Here is a 16,056-nt window from a genome sequence, read left to right as displayed (position 1 = left end):
TCAGCGAACCAATGTATCACGAATGCCAAAACGCGGAGGAGTCTCGCCATGTCCTTGGAACCTAGTCATTGCACCGATAAACTGTACCATCTCGCGTTTCTCCAGGCCCCGATCGCGATGGCCGTCGTCGCGACGGACGGCAAGCTCATTCGGGTGAACGAGTCGCTTGGCGCGATCGTCGGTTACACGCCGGAGCAGCTGACGGGGCGGTCGTTTTTCTCGATCACGCATCCGGACGATGTCGAGGAAAGCCGGCGGCATATCGCCGAGATGGTCGGCGGCGGGATCGCGTGCCGCGAATTCGAAAAACGATACATCCATCGGCGGGGTCATACCGTTTGGGTGAAAATCCGGACATGCCTCATCCGCGACGAAGGAGACGCCCCCGTTATATTCGTCTCGCAAATGACCGACATTACCCGGCAAAAGGAGGCGGAGATGGAGCTGAATTTAAGCAAGCTCCGCTACCAGTCGCTGTTCGATCACCATCCGGATTTGATCTATTCGCTCGATATGGACGGTTACGTCGTCCTGGCGAACGAAGCGTTTCAAGAGACGTTCGGCGTCAAACCGGACGAGTTCAAATCGCGGCCGCTTCATTTCAAATCGCTGACCGCTCCCGACTGCCTCGCCGATACCGAGTACCGGTTCCGCGAAACGGCGAAGGGCGTCCCGCAGCGTTATGAATCCGTCGGGATTGGCGCGGACGGCGAACGGGTCGTTTTCGACGTTACATGCATTCCGATCGTCATGGACGGGCAAGTCGTCGGGGTGCACGGCATGTCGAGAAACGTTACGAAGCAGAAGGAGCTTTGGGAGAAGCTGCAGGAAAGCCAAATGATGTACCGGCTCATCTCGGACAATTCGCTCGACTTGATTACGTTTTGCCGGACGGACGGCATCTGCTTGTACGCTTCGCCCGCGGTGAAACGGATGCTCGGCTACCGGCCGGAAGAAGTCGTCGGCAAGCCGCTGTCGAGCCTTATCCATCCGGACGATGCGGACGCCTTCGGCATGCCCGTCGGCCGTTCCAGGAGCCGCGATACGAGCACGCATACGTTCCGGGCGGTTCACAAGGACGGATGCTGCATCTGGGTGGAATCGGCCGTGAAAATCGTCCGCAAGGCCGGGGGAGAGCCGGACAAAGTATTGGCCGTCTGGCGGGACATCACCGATCGCAAGCGAACGGAAAACGAGCTCCGGACGACGAAGGACCGTCTCGAATCGTTCATTTACCATAACGTCGATCCGATAATGATATTGGACCGGGACAGCCGGATCGCCCAGGTGAACGAGTCGTTCGAGCGGACGTTCGGCTGGAGCTTGGCGGAAATCGTCGGCCTGCACGTCTACGAGCTGCAATTCGTTCCGCCCGGGCTGTTGGCCGAGCTGGAACGGAATTTGTCCCGGCTGAACGCCGGCCATTCGATTCTCAGCTACGAAACGACCCGGCTGCGCAAGGACGGCTCGAAGCTGGAGGTCAATTTGACAGCGTTTCCGCTCCGGGACGATGCGGGCCAAATCGCCGGCTATTCCGTTTCGCTCCGCGACATTACCGAGCGCAAAGCGGCGGAGGAGCATATGATGAACCGGGAGAAGCTGTCGATCGCCGGACAGCTCGCCGCCGGAATCGCCCACGAGATTCGCAACCCGATCACCGCGATCAAAGGGTTTATCCAGCTGATGAACTCCGGCTTCAAGGAAAGGAAGCTGTATTTCGATATTATCGCCTCGGAAATCGCCCGCATCGAAACGATTTTGAGCGAGCTGCTGCTGCTTGCGAAGCCGCAAACGGCCGCGTTCGACCGCAAAGACGTCGGGCTTCTGCTCACGCAGGTGATGACGCTGCTCGATTCGCAGGCGATCATGAGCAACGTGCAGATCGTGGCCGATTTCGAGCGCGGTCCGGCGGTCGTTTCGTGCGACGAAAACCAGCTCAAGCAGGTATGGATCAACTTTATTAAAAATGCGATCGAGGCGATGCCCGGAGGCGGCAAGGTGGAGGTGCGTCTTCGCCGGCCGGAGCGCGGCCGGATCGTGGTCAGCATCGCGGACGAAGGATGCGGCATTCCGCAGACGCTGCTGAGCAAGCTCGGGCAGCCGTTTTACACGACCAAAGAAAAAGGGACCGGCCTCGGCTTTATGGTCAGCAAGCGGATTATCGAAAACCATCGGGGCGAGCTGTCGGTGCGCAGCGTCGAAAACGTCGGGACGACGATCGAGGTCAGCTTGCCCGTCGAGCCGTAAAACGGGCTCCGCTCATTTGTGTTCGGGACGATATCCTTTTATAATAAAAGCTATCAATGATCGAAAGCCGGAAATGCCGGGCGCATTTCTGGCTTTCCGTTTTCAGGAGGCGCGGCATGATCGTTATCAAAACGAAAGAAGAAATCGCGAAAATGCACCGGGCGGGCGAGCTGCTCGCCGCCTGTCACCGGGCGATCGCCGGCATGATCCGGCCCGGCGTCACGACGCTGGAAATCGATAAATTCGCCGAAGATTTCGTTCGCCAAGGCGGCGGCACGATGGAGCAGAAAGGGTATCACGGATATCCGTTCGCGACGTGCGCGTCGCTCAACGACGTCATCTGCCACGGTTTTCCGAGCGAAACGGCGCTGAAGGACGGCGATATCGTCTGCATCGACATGGTCGTGAATATAGACGGCTGGCTCGCCGATTCCGCGTGGTCGTACGCGGTCGGCAACGTGAGCGACGAGGCGCGGAAGCTGCTCGACGTGACGAAAAAGTCGCTTTATCTCGGGATCGAGCAGGCGGTCGTCGGCAACCGGATCGGCGACATCTCGCATGCGATCCAAACGTATGCCGAATCGGAAGGGTTTTCCGTCGTGCGCGACTTCGTCGGCCACGCCATCGGCCAGCAGATGCACGAGGAGCCGCAGGTGCCCCATTACGGGCCGCCGGGACGCGGCGTGCGGCTGAAGGAAGGGATGGTCATCACGATCGAGCCGATGATCAATACCGGCACGTACCACAGCAAGCTCGACCCGGACGGCTGGACGGCAAGGACGGCGGACGGCGGCTTGTCCGCGCAGTACGAGCATACGATCGCGATTACGGCGGACGGTCCGCTTATTTTGACGAAGCAGTAAAGCCGGATCGGGCCGTTGCCGGCCGCTATTCGAGCCGATGCGGCGGCGATACGTTGGAAATGACGAACTCCCCGTTTTCAAACGAAACGGGGAGTTTTTTTCGCAGCCGCTCGAAGGCTTCATCCGTTTCGGTTCGCGTCTGCGCGCGTCCGACTTCGTTACAGCAAAGCTTCGACCGCCGGCGCAATGTCGGCCGGCTCGACGGGGGATTCGAAACGCCCGACGACGTTTCCTTTCCGGTCGACGAGAAACTTCGTGAAATTCCATTTGATATCGTTGCCGGCGAGCTTGCCCTCGCGCTCCAGCATCGAAGTCAGCCTTCCGCCTCGCGGGCTTTCCGGATCGAATCCTTCGAAAGGCGCCTGCTCGGTCAGATAAGCGAACAGCGGATGCCGCTCCGGCCCGTTGACATCGATTTTGTCGAACAGAGGGAACGTAACGCCGTAATTCAATTGGCAAAACGTATGGATCTCCTCGTTCGATCCCGGCTCCTGGGCGCCGAACTGGTTGCACGGAAAGCCGAGAACGACCAGGCCGCGGTCTTTGTACCGTTCGTACAGCTTTTGCAGCTCGGCATATTGCGGGGTAAAGCCGCACTTGCTGGCCGTATTGACGACAAGCAGCACGCTGCCTTCATACTTGTCAAGCCCGATTTCGTCTCCGCGAATCGTTTTCGCCGTAAAATCGTAAACTCCCATGCGTATCATTCCTCCAACGTCGTTTGTCTCAGGCGGCGCAGCAAGTCGGCGAGCGCCTCGCGCAGCCGCAGCGCCTCTTCGGCCGGAACGCCCGCCCGGCATAACGCTTTATTCGGCACGTCGTACGCCGACTCCTTCAGCTTCTCGCCCCGTTCCGTCAGGCGGATCCGGACGTTGCGCTCGTCCAGCGGGTCTCTGGCGCGGACGACGAGTCCTGCGCCTTCCAGCTTTTTCAGCAGCGGGGTCAGCGTCCCCGAATCGAGATAAAGCCGCTCGCCGAGCTGTTTGACGGTAACGTCGTCCCGCTCCCATAGCGCAAGAAGAGCGACGTACTGCGTATACGTGATGCCGAGCTCGTTCAGAAACGGGCGGTAAAGCTTCGTCATCTCGCGGGAGCAGGCGTACAGGGCGAAGCAAGTCTGGTTGTCCAGTTTCAGCGCGTCATCCCGGTTCATGACAGCCTCCGTATCGCGACATCAATTGCGTTACATTAAATTGTATACAATTCGATACTAACATAGCGAACCGTATGGCGTCAAACCGCACAAAAAAATACATTCCCATTCTCACTACCGCTTGTTATAATGTGAAGAAATATAACATAAATAGGGCTCGATTGGAGACGAAGCGGGAGGAGAATCGCCGAATCGGACGACCGATTCGGCGAAAGGCAGGCAAGCGGAAATAGATCGCCGCGATGAACGTCCATCGGCGTCGTCGGCACCGATTTGTCCGTCGGGTAAACGAGCGGCCTCATTCCGGCCATAGCCGCGTCGTTTGCCGCAGCTTGCCTTCCCGGTCGAACTCGAGCCGGTAAATGTCGGGCATCGTCAAGCTCGTCCAAAACGGATAGCCGAATCCGGGATCGTACCGGTTCAGCATGAGCGTCATGATGTCGCCGTGCGTGCCGATTGCGATCGTCCTGCCTTCGTACTCGCGGAGGAGCCCGGCGAGGATCCGGACCGCCCGCAGTCCGGCCGCCTCGCTCGATTCCCCGCCGGGGAAGGAGAAGTCGGGCTGCTCGAACAGCTTCTTCTTCGCTTGCATGAATTCGTCTTTGCCGAACGAGGTTCCCGAGGCGAGCCGTTCCCGCAAATGTTCCTCGATGGCGACAGGTTTGCCCAAAGCGTCGGCGAGCGGCCGTACGGTATCGATCGCCCTTCGGTACGGACTCGACACGACCGCCTCGATCGGCCGGTCCGCCAACAGGTCGCGCACGCGAAGCGCGTCCCGTTTTCCTTTGTCCGTCAAGCCGCGCTCCCGCTCGTTCCCGTCGGTATAAATCGATTCCGCGTGCCGGATAAAGTAAACCGTCGTAAGTATCGCCGTTCCCTCCCTTCGGATGTTCCAATAAGTGTACCATATTCCGGCATGGAGAGACTTGCACGAATTCGTTACAATCGAGCTTTCCGGCTGCATGGCCGTCGTCGATACGGCGACCATGACCGCGAGCTTCGTAACGGACGAAGCGATACTCGATATCGCGAAAAATTTCGACTTATTAAGCCGGAACTGAGAGCGGGAGCCCGTTTCCGATCCACGTCAGGGCTTTTTTTCGAAAGCGTATACAGCGAATCTGTGTTATGATGGTACAGGCAGCCATATCGCTTCAAACGGGAGGCTTTATGCTCACGATATTGAAAGAATTTTTCCTGAACATCTCGATTATTCTTTTTCCCGTTTTCATGTACCCGTTCTTTCATCGGACGGACAACCGTCTCGTGTATAACCGCACCTTATATTTTTTCTTTTTCTCGCTGGCGATCGTCTTCGCGATGTCGCTGCCGATCAACATTCACGGACTGATCTTCGATTTCCGCGCCATTCCTCTTACGATCGGATCGCTGTACGGCGGATTCCACGTCTCCTGCGCGCTGTACGCCGTCCTGCTCCTGTTCCGCTACCTGCAAAACAATCCGAACCAGCTCGTTTATGCGGTTTCGCTGCTTCCCACACTCCTGATCGTCTATATCTACATACGCCGGTACATGGCGCTCGGCTTGCGCCACAAAATGATTGCGGCGGCGACGCTGTTTTTGGCGATCCGGGTTTTTTCGCTGGTGTCGTACACCGCGCTGAACGACGGCATAGCATCGCTGATCGACGCGAAATATGTGTCGACGTTTTTCATCATGGTGTTTCAAAGCGTCGTCTGCGCCTTGTACGTGCTCCTTTTCGAACGGCTGCGCAGCGTGCTGTACATCCAGCAGGAAGTGATCAACAGCGAGAAGATCAAAATCGTCAGCGACATCGCCGCTTCGGTCGCGCACGAAATTCGCAATCCGCTGACGTCGGTGAGAGGGTTCATTCAGCTGCTGGGCGAGGAACGGCTCGACGAAGGAAAGCGCGGCTTTTACGAAAAAATATGCCTCGAAGAGCTGGACCGGGCGCAGCTGATCATATCGGACTATTTGACGCTCGCCAAGCCCGGTCTGGAAACGAACGAACCGATCGAAATCGGCGCGGAAATCGGCTATATCCGCAATATTTTGCTGTCGTACGCCAATTATCAAAATGTGGAAATCGTTTGCGGGGTGGAGGACGAGCCGCTCTGGATCGCCGGCGACAAATATAAATTCAGGCAGGCGCTGATCAATATCGGCAAAAACGCGATCGAGGCGATGAAAGGGGAAGGGGTGCTGGATATCTCCGTCAGCGAGCATAACGGCCGCATCGCAATCCAGATCAGCGATACCGGCGTCGGCATGACCGCGGACCAAATCGCCAGACTCGGCACGCCGTATTATTCGACGAAGGAGAAAGGGACCGGGCTCGGCACGATGGTGTCGTTCAGCATCATTAAAAACATGAACGGGACGATACGCGTTCAGAGCAAGGTCGGAAAAGGAACGAAGTACGTATTGTCGTTCCCGCGCGCGGAAGCGCCCGCGCAAACGGCTGCGGGCGCAGACGGCGGGTAACGCCCGCCCGGCGTCAACGGTCGCGTTCGGAATCGCCCGGCATCGCGCAGGCGCCGCCTTCGCAATAGCCCGCCTCGGCCGAACCGGACGAATCGCCGACGAACGTAAGCGGATGCTCTTCGTCCCACGCTTTGATCAGCGTATCGAGAAACAGATCCGCGCTTTGGGCGCCGGATATCGCGTATTTGCGGTTGATGACGAAAAACGGAACGCCCCGGACGCCAAGCGTCTGCGCTTCCCGTTCGTCGGCCCGAACGTCGGCCTCGCCTTCTTCTCCGGCAAGCATCCGGCCCGCCTCCTCGCGGTCGAGCCCGACTTCCGCGGCAAGTCGTGCCAACGTCTCGCGATCCCCGATATGCGCCGAATCGGTGAAATACGCCTTCAGCAGCCTTTCCGTCATGATCTCCGCTTTGCCGTGCCGGCCGGCCCAATGCGCCAGCCGGTGAGCGTCGAACGTGTTCGTCGGCTTCATCGTATCGAAACGGTAGGCGAGCCCTACCGTTCTCGCTTGCTCTCCGACATTCGCGTTCATCGCTTTCGCCTGTTCGCGGTTCATGCCGTATTTGGCGGCAAGCATATCGTGAATATCCCCGGCCGGGTCCCGTTTCGCCCGCGGGTCCAGCTCGAAGCTGCGATAAACGACTTCGACGCCGCCGCGGTGCTCAAACCGCTCCAGCGCCTGCTCGAAGCGCCGTTTGCCGATATAGCAGAACGGGCAAACGAAATCGGACCATATTTCCACTTTCATGCGATCAGCTCCTCGATTTGCTAGTTTCGCTTCCGGTAACCGGTATGGTTACATGTAACGATTTCAATTCAGTATAGGTCTCCCTTGACCGCAAGTCAATAAACGGGCGACGAAGCAAACGGGCGCGCGTTTCCAAAAAGAGGCGCGATCGCCGCACCCGAGCGGGGCCGCGGCGGTTTGCGAATAAGCGAGGGCCAAGCCGATAACGGGAGCAATGGACCGATTGCGCCGTTTGTAACCGCTGCCTTCCCGGCCGGGAGCCGGTTAAATCGGCTATTTTCGCTTCTCATCGCACTTTACAGGCGGCGCTGCGAAGAGTATGATTCATACCATATTCGAAGTCTACGATCGCTGAATTCTGCGACAGCAGGAACGGGGGAACCAACAGAAGCCGCATGACGCCAATCCGGCGTCGGTTTCACGGGGTGAATCGCAACCGTCCGAACATCAGACGAAGCGTAGGGCGACTCCAACGCCCGAATCCGTCAGCTAACCTCGCAAGCGTTTAGGAGAGGCACCGCTTTCGCTCATACCATGGCTTCTTTGCCATGCTTACGGAGCCGCGGGAAAGGTCCTCTTTCCTGCGGCTTCTTTGCGTCCGCCGGCGAAAATCCGTCGGCCGCCGTCCGGAAGACGCAGGCTAGTTTTCGAGATTTCGGCTATTACGAGACAACCGGAGGGATTTCGGCCATGTACGTTTTTGTCGTCAGCTTTATCTTATTGTTTGTGCTCGGACTGCTGCTTATTCCTTTTGTAGGACTGCGGCTTTCGCGGGGCGGACCGTTCGCGAGGAACGATTGGCGGATGATGGTCGCCTTTTCGCTTGCGCAAGCGATCGTGCTGGCATCCGTTTTTTCCGTATGGGTCCAATAAAGTCCGATAGGGTCTCATGCCGGAAAGCCGGAGCGGACATGGTTCCGTTATCTCGAAATGGCATGAAGTTCATCTAAATCACGCATTGTATATGCCCTCGTTCGCATAATAAGATACATGTATTGGATGAAGCATCGATATGTTGCGGAATCATCTTCTTACGGATAGAGAGGGGATACGAAATGGCGATTGTTCAAACCGAGCTGGATACGACCGCGGCTCAGCAATATGTACAAGGCGTTTACGAAACCGTCGTGAAACGGAATCCGCACGAAAGCGAGTTCCATCAAGCGGTCAAAGAAATTGTCGAGTCTCTTGTGCCGGTGTTCGCGAAACACCCTCATTATATGAAGCACGGCGTTTTGGAACGGATGGTCGAGCCGGAGCGGCTGATCACGTTCCGCGTGCCGTGGGTCGACGACCAAGGCAACGTGCAGGTAAACCGCGGCTTCCGCGTTCAGTTCAACAGCGCGATCGGACCGTATAAAGGCGGTCTTCGCTTCCATCCGTCGGTTAACGCGAGCATCATCAAATTTTTGGGCTTCGAGCAAATTTTCAAAAATTCGCTCACCGGTCAGCCGATCGGCGGCGGCAAAGGCGGCTCCGACTTCGATCCGAAGGGCAAATCGGACGGCGAAATCATGCGCTTTACGCAAAGCTTCATGACCGAGCTGTACCGGTACATCGGTCCGGACGTGGACGTGCCTGCCGGCGATATCGGCGTAGGCGCCAGAGAGATCGGCTTCATGTTCGGCCAGTACAAGCGGATCCGCAGCGGCAACGAAGCGGGCGTGCTGACCGGCAAAAGCATCGTGTACGGCGGAAGCTTGACGCGTACCGAAGCGACCGGCTACGGCTGCGTCTATTTCGTCGACGAAATGCTGAAATCGATCGGGGAAAGCTTCGAAGGCAGCACGGTCGTCGTTTCCGGCTCCGGCAACGTATCGATCTATGCGATCGAAAAGGCGCAGCAGTTCGGCGCGAAAGTGGTGGCGTGCAGCGATTCCAACGGCTACGTGTACGATCCGAGCGGCATCAAGCTCGATACGGTGAAGCGTCTGAAGGAAGTCGAGCGCAAACGGATCAGCGAGTACGTGAAGGAGCATCCGGGCGCCGTTTATACGGAAGGCTGCAGCGGCATCTGGTCGATTCCTTGCGATATCGCGCTGCCTTGCGCGACGCAAAACGAAATCGACGAGCAATCGGCGAAGCTGCTTGTGGCTAACGGCGTAAAAGCCGTCGGCGAAGGCGCCAACATGCCGTCCACGCTCGAGGCGATCGACGTCTTCTTGAAGGCGGGCGTATTGTTCGGACCGGCCAAAGCGGCGAACGCGGGCGGGGTAGCCGTATCCGCTCTCGAAATGTCGCAAAACAGCATGCGCTACTCGTGGTCGTTCCACGAAGTGGACGACAAGCTGCATCACATTATGAAAAACATTTACCGCAGCAGCGTAAAGGCGGCGGAAGAATACGGCCATGCCGGAAACCTGGTCGTCGGCGCGAACATCGCCGGCTTCCTGAAAGTGGCCGACGCGATGATTTTGCACGGCGTCGTGTAAAAGGTCATTGAAAGCGACGTTCAGCTTCGAAGTTCATCATTGTGGCGAGCGGTCGACAGCCCGCCCCTTGCACTTCGCTCACGTCACGAGCCGCCCGATTAGGGCGGCTCTTTAACGTTAAGCTCCTTATTTTTCACTTAAAATCTTGTCTGCTTCAGCTTGTAAATCCATTAAAGCATCCTCAACGGTGAAATTGCCCGATATGACTCCGTCCAATTTTTCCTCGGCAATAGGTTCCAACGAATTGAAAAATTTTTGAGGAACCTTCTCCAATACGGGCCTTGTCCATGAAGTTAAGTCGTATAATGCACTCGCATTTTCCTTGTCATTATGCTGCAAGAAAGCATTTTTCCTGGATGTTGGCGTATTCGGTCTTTCTTCGAGCAAGATGGAGGCCATTTCCTCGCTATTGATATATTTTATAAACTCCCAAGCTGCCGGTTTGTTTCGTTCATCCGTTTGTGCATGAATCGCAAATATGCTATCCGGATAAAGCGAATAGGAGCTTTTCGCACGGTTCGAGTCTACCGGTTCCGTAACGACTCCCCATGAAATGGAAGAAGGAATGCTCTCCATATAATAACTGTTCGCAAGAAGCATAGCGCTGGAGCCCAAAAGGAAGGATGATTGTCCATCGGGATTGCTTGTTTGCAGGTTTTGATACCGGTATGCCGTTGCGGCAGTCTCCCATATCCCTTTCCATTCAGGGGTGTTTAACTTTGCACCGGTGCCGTCGTTGTTAAGCATGGTTAGCCCTTGTCGAGTGCCTAGTTCCTTTATCAAATCATAGTTCTTAAGCGATTCCAACTCCAATCCTTTTCCCTGCTTAAAGGCGGATGCAAGCTTGATCAGTTCCATCCATGTCATATGATTGCGAGGATAAGGGATGTGGTTGCTGTCGAAAAGCTCCTTATTATAAAACAACACTCTGCTGGTAAAGGTTGGAGATAAACCATACATATATCGTTCATCTGCCGACCGAAGGACATCCAAAACACCCTGATGATAATCATCCAATTGATATCGGTCTTTTGTTATCCATTCATCGAGAGAGCTCAGTTTTCCGGATGTCGCGAAGGCGCGATAAACTCCGTAGTTGGGTATGAATAAAATGTCGGGATTATGCTTTTTGACATATTCAGACATAATCGCAACAATATCTTCGTTAGGACGAACTGGTGGATAAGGGATTACAATAAGCTTGATATTGGGAAATTTTTTCATGAAATATTTACCGTACTTACTTATAAATTCCTGATCATTGTAATGCAATGCAGTGATTTCATATTGTTCATTTAAGTTTATTTTTACATCTGGAGATTCATTTTTTTTGCACCCGGATCCGAAACATGCGATCAAGCAAAGAATGACGAAGATTCGTCTCGCGTTCATGGTGCCTCCTTGTAGCGCTTTACATATTGTTCCTCAACAGCGGCGGAAATTTGATTCCATGCCTCTTTAGAGGTGATCGTTCCTCTCATCCGGTCAAGGGTTGCCCTTTTCGCCGTTTCTGCCAAATCATTGTTGAACGGAATTTTTACTTCGCCGTCCAATCGCGGATGCAATTGATGAAAGGCTGAGAGCGATTTTCCCCATTTATCTGTAACAAAATTCCGTAGCGTTGAAAGTCCTCCGCTGTTAGCGGATAAAGATATGTTTTTGGCCGATTGTTCGCTGTGGATATATTTCAAAATTTCCCAAGCGACATCTTGATTTCGGGTAGTAGAGTGAACGGCAAAGACATCATAAAGAACATAATTGTATGTGTAATCTATATGGTCGCGGTCGACAGGCTCGGGAACGATACTCCAGTCAAATGAAGCTCTTTTATTAAAGCTCGCAGCTTCTATATCGTTTAAAAAATAATAATTTCCGTATGTCATAGCTGCTCTTCCCGATAAAAACATTCCTTCCGAAGGGGCGTCGGCAGCAACATGTACAGTTTCGTTGTCCTGGTGCTCCGAGCTGTAAATATAGCCTTCCTGATAGGCGTTTATGACCAAATCCATGATCGCTTCAAAATCGGAGTTGCTCTGAACTAATTTTTGCGAGTTCGGTCCCCAATAGGACAAACCATGGGTCAACAAAATCTCATTTACCAGTATCATCGGATTAAAGTCGCTTAAACGATATTCAAATCCGAAAACTTCACTGTTCGGAAATCGTTTGGCCGTGTCAAAAACGTCGAGCCATGTCATTCGTTCGCTCGGATAAGGGATTTGATAACGGTCAAACAGCGTTTTATTATAGAATAATGCGCGGCTGTTAAATATCGGTGTTAATCCAAACAATTTCCCTTTACCGTCATGCCTTAAATATTCAATAACAGGCTGAACGAATTGCTCGATATTGTACTTATCGCGAAGGATTAACGGTTCCAAATCCAGTAACATCCCTCGTTGGATCAGTACTTCAAATATACTGTGATCAATCGAGATCATGTCAGGCTTCTCTTTATCTATGATTTCAAACAGTAACTGTTTATCATTTTTCTTTATGGCTTCTTCAGATGAAACGACTTCGAATTGGATATTCGGAAACTCCTGCTTTAACCAAAATCCGTAGTCACTGTAAAATGTATCGTTATTGAAATACATAATTTTAATTAAAGAGTTGTTTGTTTTATTCAGGTAAGAATGTGGCGATTCCTTTTGAGACGGCGTTTTCCAGCACCGCTTAACAAGAAACTGATCGTTAGCAGTATGATTACAACGGACATCCTAGTTCTATTCATTTCATCACCTTGGTAATAGACAAGGGGAGTTGCCTCCCCCTTGTCTAATGATTACTAGATTCCAGTCTTGCTGTTAAAGCGTGTTGTCAACATCATTATGGGTCCAGACTGTTACCCCGTTCTGTATTGCTTCAAAAGAACCCTCGGCTCTGTAACTAGAATCTGGATCCCAAGTATGATAATTTACTCCTGATGATAGGTTCTTTACATTGGTATTGCTATATGATTGCTCAAATAATGGGAAGGCAGTGTTATTATCTTTGATGACCTTATGGGCAATTTTCAACAGATTGTAGTACTGATCACCGTATATGTCTGAATAGGAGGCCAAGGGACCAGAAGCGCTCGATAAATACAATTGAGTATCACCTGTAGGTGCCGCATAAGCTGGTACTGCGCTAAAAGTTAAGCAAGTAATAATTGTAAGAAAAATTTAGCAAAAATTCGGAATTTTCTCAACAATATTTGGAAAAATAGTTCTTTGATTCCTTTCTATTAGGCGCTTTATATCATGTCCCTTCATTCTTAGGTATAAAATCCCAATTCGTATAGACATTTAACAGAACCAAAAAATAAAGAACGGACGCGCTCTGCGCTCCATTCCCTTTATTCGTGATTGAATTTGCCGACGCTGACGAAAAACGTCTTGATGAAATCGTAGAACAGCTTCTCCGTAGGCGGCAGCTCCCGGCTCGCCGGCGTAATGATGCCGACCGTGCGCGTCACCTGCGGATCCTCGAAATGAATTTTAACGGTAGAACGGGGAATATTGTCGTTAAGCGCGATTTCCGGCAGCAGCGTGATGCCGAGACCGGCCGCCACCAGCCCTTTGATCGCGTCGATATCGTCGCCCTCGAACGAAATTTTCGGCTCGAAGCCTTGCGCCTCGCAAGCGTCGATCACGAGATCCCGCAGCACGAATCCTTCCGGAAACAGAACGAACATATCGCCCCGCAGCTGGCTCAGCTTCAACGTCGGCCGATCGGCGAGCGGATGGGAGGCCGGCAGGAGCGCCACGATTTTTTCCAAAAACAGCGTATCGCCGTTGATCTGCTTGCCGCCCTTCGGTACCGGACCGATCAGCGCCAAATTCAGCGAGCCTTTGGCGACCGAATCGATCAGCTCCCGGTACGAGCCGTGCTGCAGCTGAAACTGCACGTTCGGATAACGCTCGCGAAACGCGGAGATGACCATCGGCAGCATATGCGATGCGAGGCTGCTCGGGAATCCGATCTTGACCGTGCCCCGCTGCGGATCGAGAAAATCTTCGATCTCCTGCTGCGCCTTCTCGATCACTTCCAGCGCCCGTTCCATATGGCCGAGAAACATTTTGCCGATCGGCGTCAGCCGCACTTTGCGTCCGTCGCGCACGAACAGATCGACGCCGAGCTCCGCCTCCAGCTTGAATATTTGCCGGCTGACGGCCGATTGCGCAACGTGCAGCACGTAGGACGCCTCGGTAACGTGCTCCAGCTTCGCAACCTCGATAAAATATTGGATCTGCCTTAATTCCACTCTTGACAATCACCGCCACTAGTTATCATGCCATGTTAGGTTTAGCGCTTTCCCTTATTGTACACTAAACCGGGCCGTATGAAAACATCTCCACTTCCTATCGGTTTTATCGGATATGCGGCGGTAAAGCGCATGCGAACGTGATAAGCGGCTCGGACTCATAGTATAATAGAACGGCAAACAACATTAGCAGAAATAATCTAGCCTACAATACATTCGTTGCCGAAGGGGGAGTCGGGCATGCGTCGAAAGTACGGAAGAGGGGCCGTCATCGCGGGCATTTTGGCCGCCGGCTGCGCGTGCGGGCTGCTGTTCGCGGAGAGCGGCAGGCAAAAGCCGGACCCGGTCGAACAGACGATGAAGGAGCAGGCGGCCGACGAGCCGGCGGATCGCGCGTTTTTGCGGCGCTGGGACGAACGGCTGAAGGAAGCGGAGCTTGCCGGCAAATGGAGCGTCGCGGCCGATTACGCTTACCGGAAAGCGGCCTATTACCGCAGCGTCGGCGAGGAAAGCGAGGCGGCCGAATGGTATGCCGCTTCCGAGGGTTATTGGGCGAAGGACGAGCGGAAGGACCGACGGTTTTACGACGAGACGCCTCCGGCGCAAAACGACGCCGTCGCGCTGGCGCCCTACGTTGCCGTTGCGGCGGATACCTCCCGGAAACCGGCCAAGTTCGAGCCGCTGTCCGGCGTATACTTGGGCATGTTCGGCATCTTCGATTGGCCGTCGGTCGAGCCGACGTTCGGACGCTATCACCCGATCGGCCTGACGTATTCGGGATGGCGCAAGGACGAAAACGATACGCGGAACTATTTCCCGACGCGGCTCGTCTCGAGCGTCAAGGCGGCGGGCGGCGGAGCGGTGCAGATCGGCTGGGAGCCGCATTACGGGCTCGACAGCATCAAGGACGACGAGTACGTCAGATCGTTCGCGCGCCAGGCGAAGGAGTCGGGCATCCCGATCTTTTTGCGCTATGCGTCGGAAATGAACGGGGCCTGGGTGCCGTGGTACGACGAGCCGGCCAAATATATCGAGAAGTTCCGGCTGATCGCCCGGATCATGAAGGAAGAGGCGCCGAACGTGGCGATGGTGTGGTCGCCGAACTTTTGGCCGCAAACGAATATCGACGACTATTATCCCGGGGACGACTATGTCGATTGGGTCGGGTTTTCGCTTTATGCGACCCCGCTGTTCGCCGGAGAAGAAGATTTCAGCAAAAACGTGATCGATTATTTCAAGCCGCTGTACGACAAATACGCGCACAAGCCGATCATGATTTCCGAAGGCGCCGTATCGCACTACTACCGGACGACGAACACGAGCTACGCGAAATGGGCCGAAGGACAGCTCGGCAACCTGTACGGCTTCCTGCCCCGCATGTTTCCGCAGGTGAAGGCGATGACGTATTTCAATATGAGCAAGACGAGAACCGAGACGCTGAACGGCGACCACATCTATGACCTGAAAGAAAATCCGCTCATGTACGACATGTACCGCAGGCTGATCCAAAGCGACTACTTTTTGAACCGAATCGGACAAGGGAGCGCGTCGGACGGCGCCGTTCGCTACGTGCCGCTGGAGCAGGCGTCCGGGCTGCAGGGGAAGCGGAAGCTGTTCGTGTACGCGAAGCTGCCGATGGACATCCAGCCGCATTCCGTCGCGGCGCTGCAGGGCGACACGCGGCTCGCCGTATCGTACGAGATGCCGTGGGAGCTCGAGCTCGACTTCTCGAAGCTCGAACCGGCGAAGCCGATCGTGTTCGCGGCCTACAACGGCAAAAACGAGCTGATGGGGCATCGCACCGTAAGCTGGAACGGCGCGGGAAAATAGGGCGCCGGCGCAATCGGCCGTATAGACGCCGCTTTGTCCGGTAATGGTTTCCGCCGTCGTTTTTTTCG

At 54.5% G+C, this 16,056-nt stretch carries 13 protein-coding genes and 1 riboswitch; of the genes, 6 read left to right on the top strand and 7 right to left on the bottom strand.

What is annotated here, in order from left to right; all coding sequences use genetic code 11:
• The first annotated feature begins 48 nt into the window (after positions 1–48).
• A complete protein-coding gene (locus PV407_RS22635) occupies positions 49–2,247 on the top strand; it encodes a PAS domain S-box protein (RefSeq protein WP_332092271.1) in 2,199 nt (732 codons plus the stop codon).
• Positions 2,248–2,363: 116 nt separating this feature from the next.
• On the top strand, positions 2,364–3,110 hold the full coding sequence (gene map, locus PV407_RS22630) for a type I methionyl aminopeptidase (RefSeq protein WP_332092270.1): 747 nt from the start codon (positions 2,364–2,366) through the stop codon (positions 3,108–3,110).
• A gap of 158 nt (positions 3,111–3,268) precedes the next feature.
• On the opposite strand, the gene PV407_RS22625 is transcribed toward map, so the two are convergent.
• The 3 genes from PV407_RS22625 to PV407_RS22615 all read right to left on the bottom strand — a co-directional run bounded on the left by PV407_RS22625 (position 3,269) and on the right by PV407_RS22615 (position 5,251).
• Positions 3,269–3,808, bottom strand: coding sequence for a glutathione peroxidase (locus PV407_RS22625; RefSeq protein WP_332092269.1), 540 nt, complete (start codon positions 3,806–3,808; stop codon positions 3,269–3,271).
• A 5-nt stretch (positions 3,809–3,813) separates the two neighbouring features.
• Positions 3,814–4,263, bottom strand: coding sequence for a MarR family winged helix-turn-helix transcriptional regulator (locus tag PV407_RS22620; RefSeq protein WP_332092268.1), 450 nt, complete (start codon positions 4,261–4,263; stop codon positions 3,814–3,816).
• A gap of 298 nt (positions 4,264–4,561) precedes the next feature.
• On the bottom strand, positions 4,562–5,251 hold the full coding sequence (locus PV407_RS22615) for a histidine phosphatase family protein (protein WP_332092267.1): 690 nt from the start codon (positions 5,249–5,251) through the stop codon (positions 4,562–4,564).
• Between the two features lie 182 nt (positions 5,252–5,433).
• Between PV407_RS22615 and PV407_RS22610 the strand changes: the two genes are divergently transcribed.
• Positions 5,434–6,729, top strand: coding sequence for an ATP-binding protein (locus PV407_RS22610; protein WP_332092266.1), 1,296 nt, complete (start codon positions 5,434–5,436; stop codon positions 6,727–6,729).
• 13 nt (positions 6,730–6,742) lie between these two features.
• Here the strand turns inward: PV407_RS22610 and PV407_RS22605 are convergent, their stop codons facing one another.
• The gene (locus PV407_RS22605) at positions 6,743–7,477 is read right to left on the bottom strand and encodes a DsbA family oxidoreductase (RefSeq protein ID WP_332092265.1); all 735 of its coding nucleotides are present in this window, start codon (positions 7,475–7,477) and stop codon (positions 6,743–6,745) included.
• Positions 7,478–7,816: 339 nt separating this feature from the next.
• A riboswitch (cyclic di-AMP (ydaO/yuaA leader) is annotated at positions 7,817–7,996 on the top strand.
• A gap of 171 nt (positions 7,997–8,167) precedes the next feature.
• Here PV407_RS22605 and PV407_RS22600 point away from each other — a divergent pair.
• Both PV407_RS22600 and gdhA read left to right on the top strand, forming a co-directional pair.
• Positions 8,168–8,350 (top strand): hypothetical protein, encoded by a 183-nt coding sequence (locus PV407_RS22600; protein WP_332092264.1) that lies wholly within the window; start codon positions 8,168–8,170, stop codon positions 8,348–8,350.
• Positions 8,351–8,532: 182 nt separating this feature from the next.
• Positions 8,533–9,909 carry an NADP-specific glutamate dehydrogenase gene (gene gdhA / locus PV407_RS22595; RefSeq protein WP_332092263.1) on the top strand — a complete coding sequence of 459 codons (1,377 nt, stop codon included), beginning with the start codon at positions 8,533–8,535 and terminating at the stop codon, positions 9,907–9,909.
• A 126-nt stretch (positions 9,910–10,035) separates the two neighbouring features.
• On the opposite strand, the gene PV407_RS22590 is transcribed toward gdhA, so the two are convergent.
• The 3 genes from PV407_RS22590 to PV407_RS22580 all read right to left on the bottom strand — a co-directional run bounded on the left by PV407_RS22590 (position 10,036) and on the right by PV407_RS22580 (position 14,158).
• Positions 10,036–11,301: an ABC transporter substrate-binding protein gene (locus tag PV407_RS22590; protein WP_332092262.1), complete on the bottom strand. Its 1,266-nt coding sequence runs from the start codon at positions 11,299–11,301 to the stop codon at positions 10,036–10,038.
• Entirely contained in the window at positions 11,298–12,506 is a 1,209-nt protein-coding gene (locus tag PV407_RS22585) for an ABC transporter substrate-binding protein (RefSeq protein WP_332092261.1), read from the bottom strand. Before PV407_RS22585 ends, PV407_RS22590 begins: the two co-directional genes overlap by 4 nt.
• 743 nt (positions 12,507–13,249) lie before the next feature.
• Positions 13,250–14,158: a LysR family transcriptional regulator gene (locus PV407_RS22580; protein ID WP_332092260.1), complete on the bottom strand. Its 909-nt coding sequence runs from the start codon at positions 14,156–14,158 to the stop codon at positions 13,250–13,252.
• Positions 14,159–14,398: 240 nt separating this feature from the next.
• Between PV407_RS22580 and PV407_RS22575 the strand changes: the two genes are divergently transcribed.
• Positions 14,399–15,988: a glycoside hydrolase family 26 protein gene (locus PV407_RS22575; RefSeq protein WP_332092259.1), complete on the top strand. Its 1,590-nt coding sequence runs from the start codon at positions 14,399–14,401 to the stop codon at positions 15,986–15,988.
• Positions 15,989–16,056 lie beyond the last annotated feature (68 nt).

The organism is Paenibacillus sp. GYB003 (genome assembly GCF_036577625.1).
Classification (GTDB): domain Bacteria; phylum Bacillota; class Bacilli; order Paenibacillales; family NBRC-103111; genus Paenibacillus_AB.
Note: the sequence above shows the minus strand (reverse complement) of the source record. Positions and strands in the feature narration are given on the sequence as shown.

Bases quoted from the DNA above. Each gene is read 5' to 3' on its own strand.
- PV407_RS22635 (WP_332092271.1), top strand. From the start codon at position 49: ATGTCCTTGGAACCTAGTCATTGCACCGATAAACTGTACCATCTCGCG.
- map (WP_332092270.1), top strand. From the start codon at position 2,364: ATGATCGTTATCAAAACGAAAGAAGAAATCGCGAAAATGCACCGGGCG.
- PV407_RS22625 (WP_332092269.1), bottom strand. From the start codon at position 3,808: ATGGGAGTTTACGATTTTACGGCGAAAACGATTCGCGGAGACGAAATC.
- PV407_RS22620 (WP_332092268.1), bottom strand. From the start codon at position 4,263: ATGAACCGGGATGACGCGCTGAAACTGGACAACCAGACTTGCTTCGCC.
- PV407_RS22615 (WP_332092267.1), bottom strand. From the start codon at position 5,251: ATGGTCGCCGTATCGACGACGGCCATGCAGCCGGAAAGCTCGATTGTA.
- PV407_RS22610 (WP_332092266.1), top strand. From the start codon at position 5,434: ATGCTCACGATATTGAAAGAATTTTTCCTGAACATCTCGATTATTCTT.
- PV407_RS22605 (WP_332092265.1), bottom strand. From the start codon at position 7,477: ATGAAAGTGGAAATATGGTCCGATTTCGTTTGCCCGTTCTGCTATATC.
- PV407_RS22600 (WP_332092264.1), top strand. From the start codon at position 8,168: ATGTACGTTTTTGTCGTCAGCTTTATCTTATTGTTTGTGCTCGGACTG.
- gdhA (WP_332092263.1), top strand. From the start codon at position 8,533: ATGGCGATTGTTCAAACCGAGCTGGATACGACCGCGGCTCAGCAATAT.
- PV407_RS22590 (WP_332092262.1), bottom strand. From the start codon at position 11,301: ATGAACGCGAGACGAATCTTCGTCATTCTTTGCTTGATCGCATGTTTC.
- PV407_RS22585 (WP_332092261.1), bottom strand. From the start codon at position 12,506: ATGTATTTCAATAACGATACATTTTACAGTGACTACGGATTTTGGTTA.
- PV407_RS22575 (WP_332092259.1), top strand. From the start codon at position 14,399: ATGCGTCGAAAGTACGGAAGAGGGGCCGTCATCGCGGGCATTTTGGCC.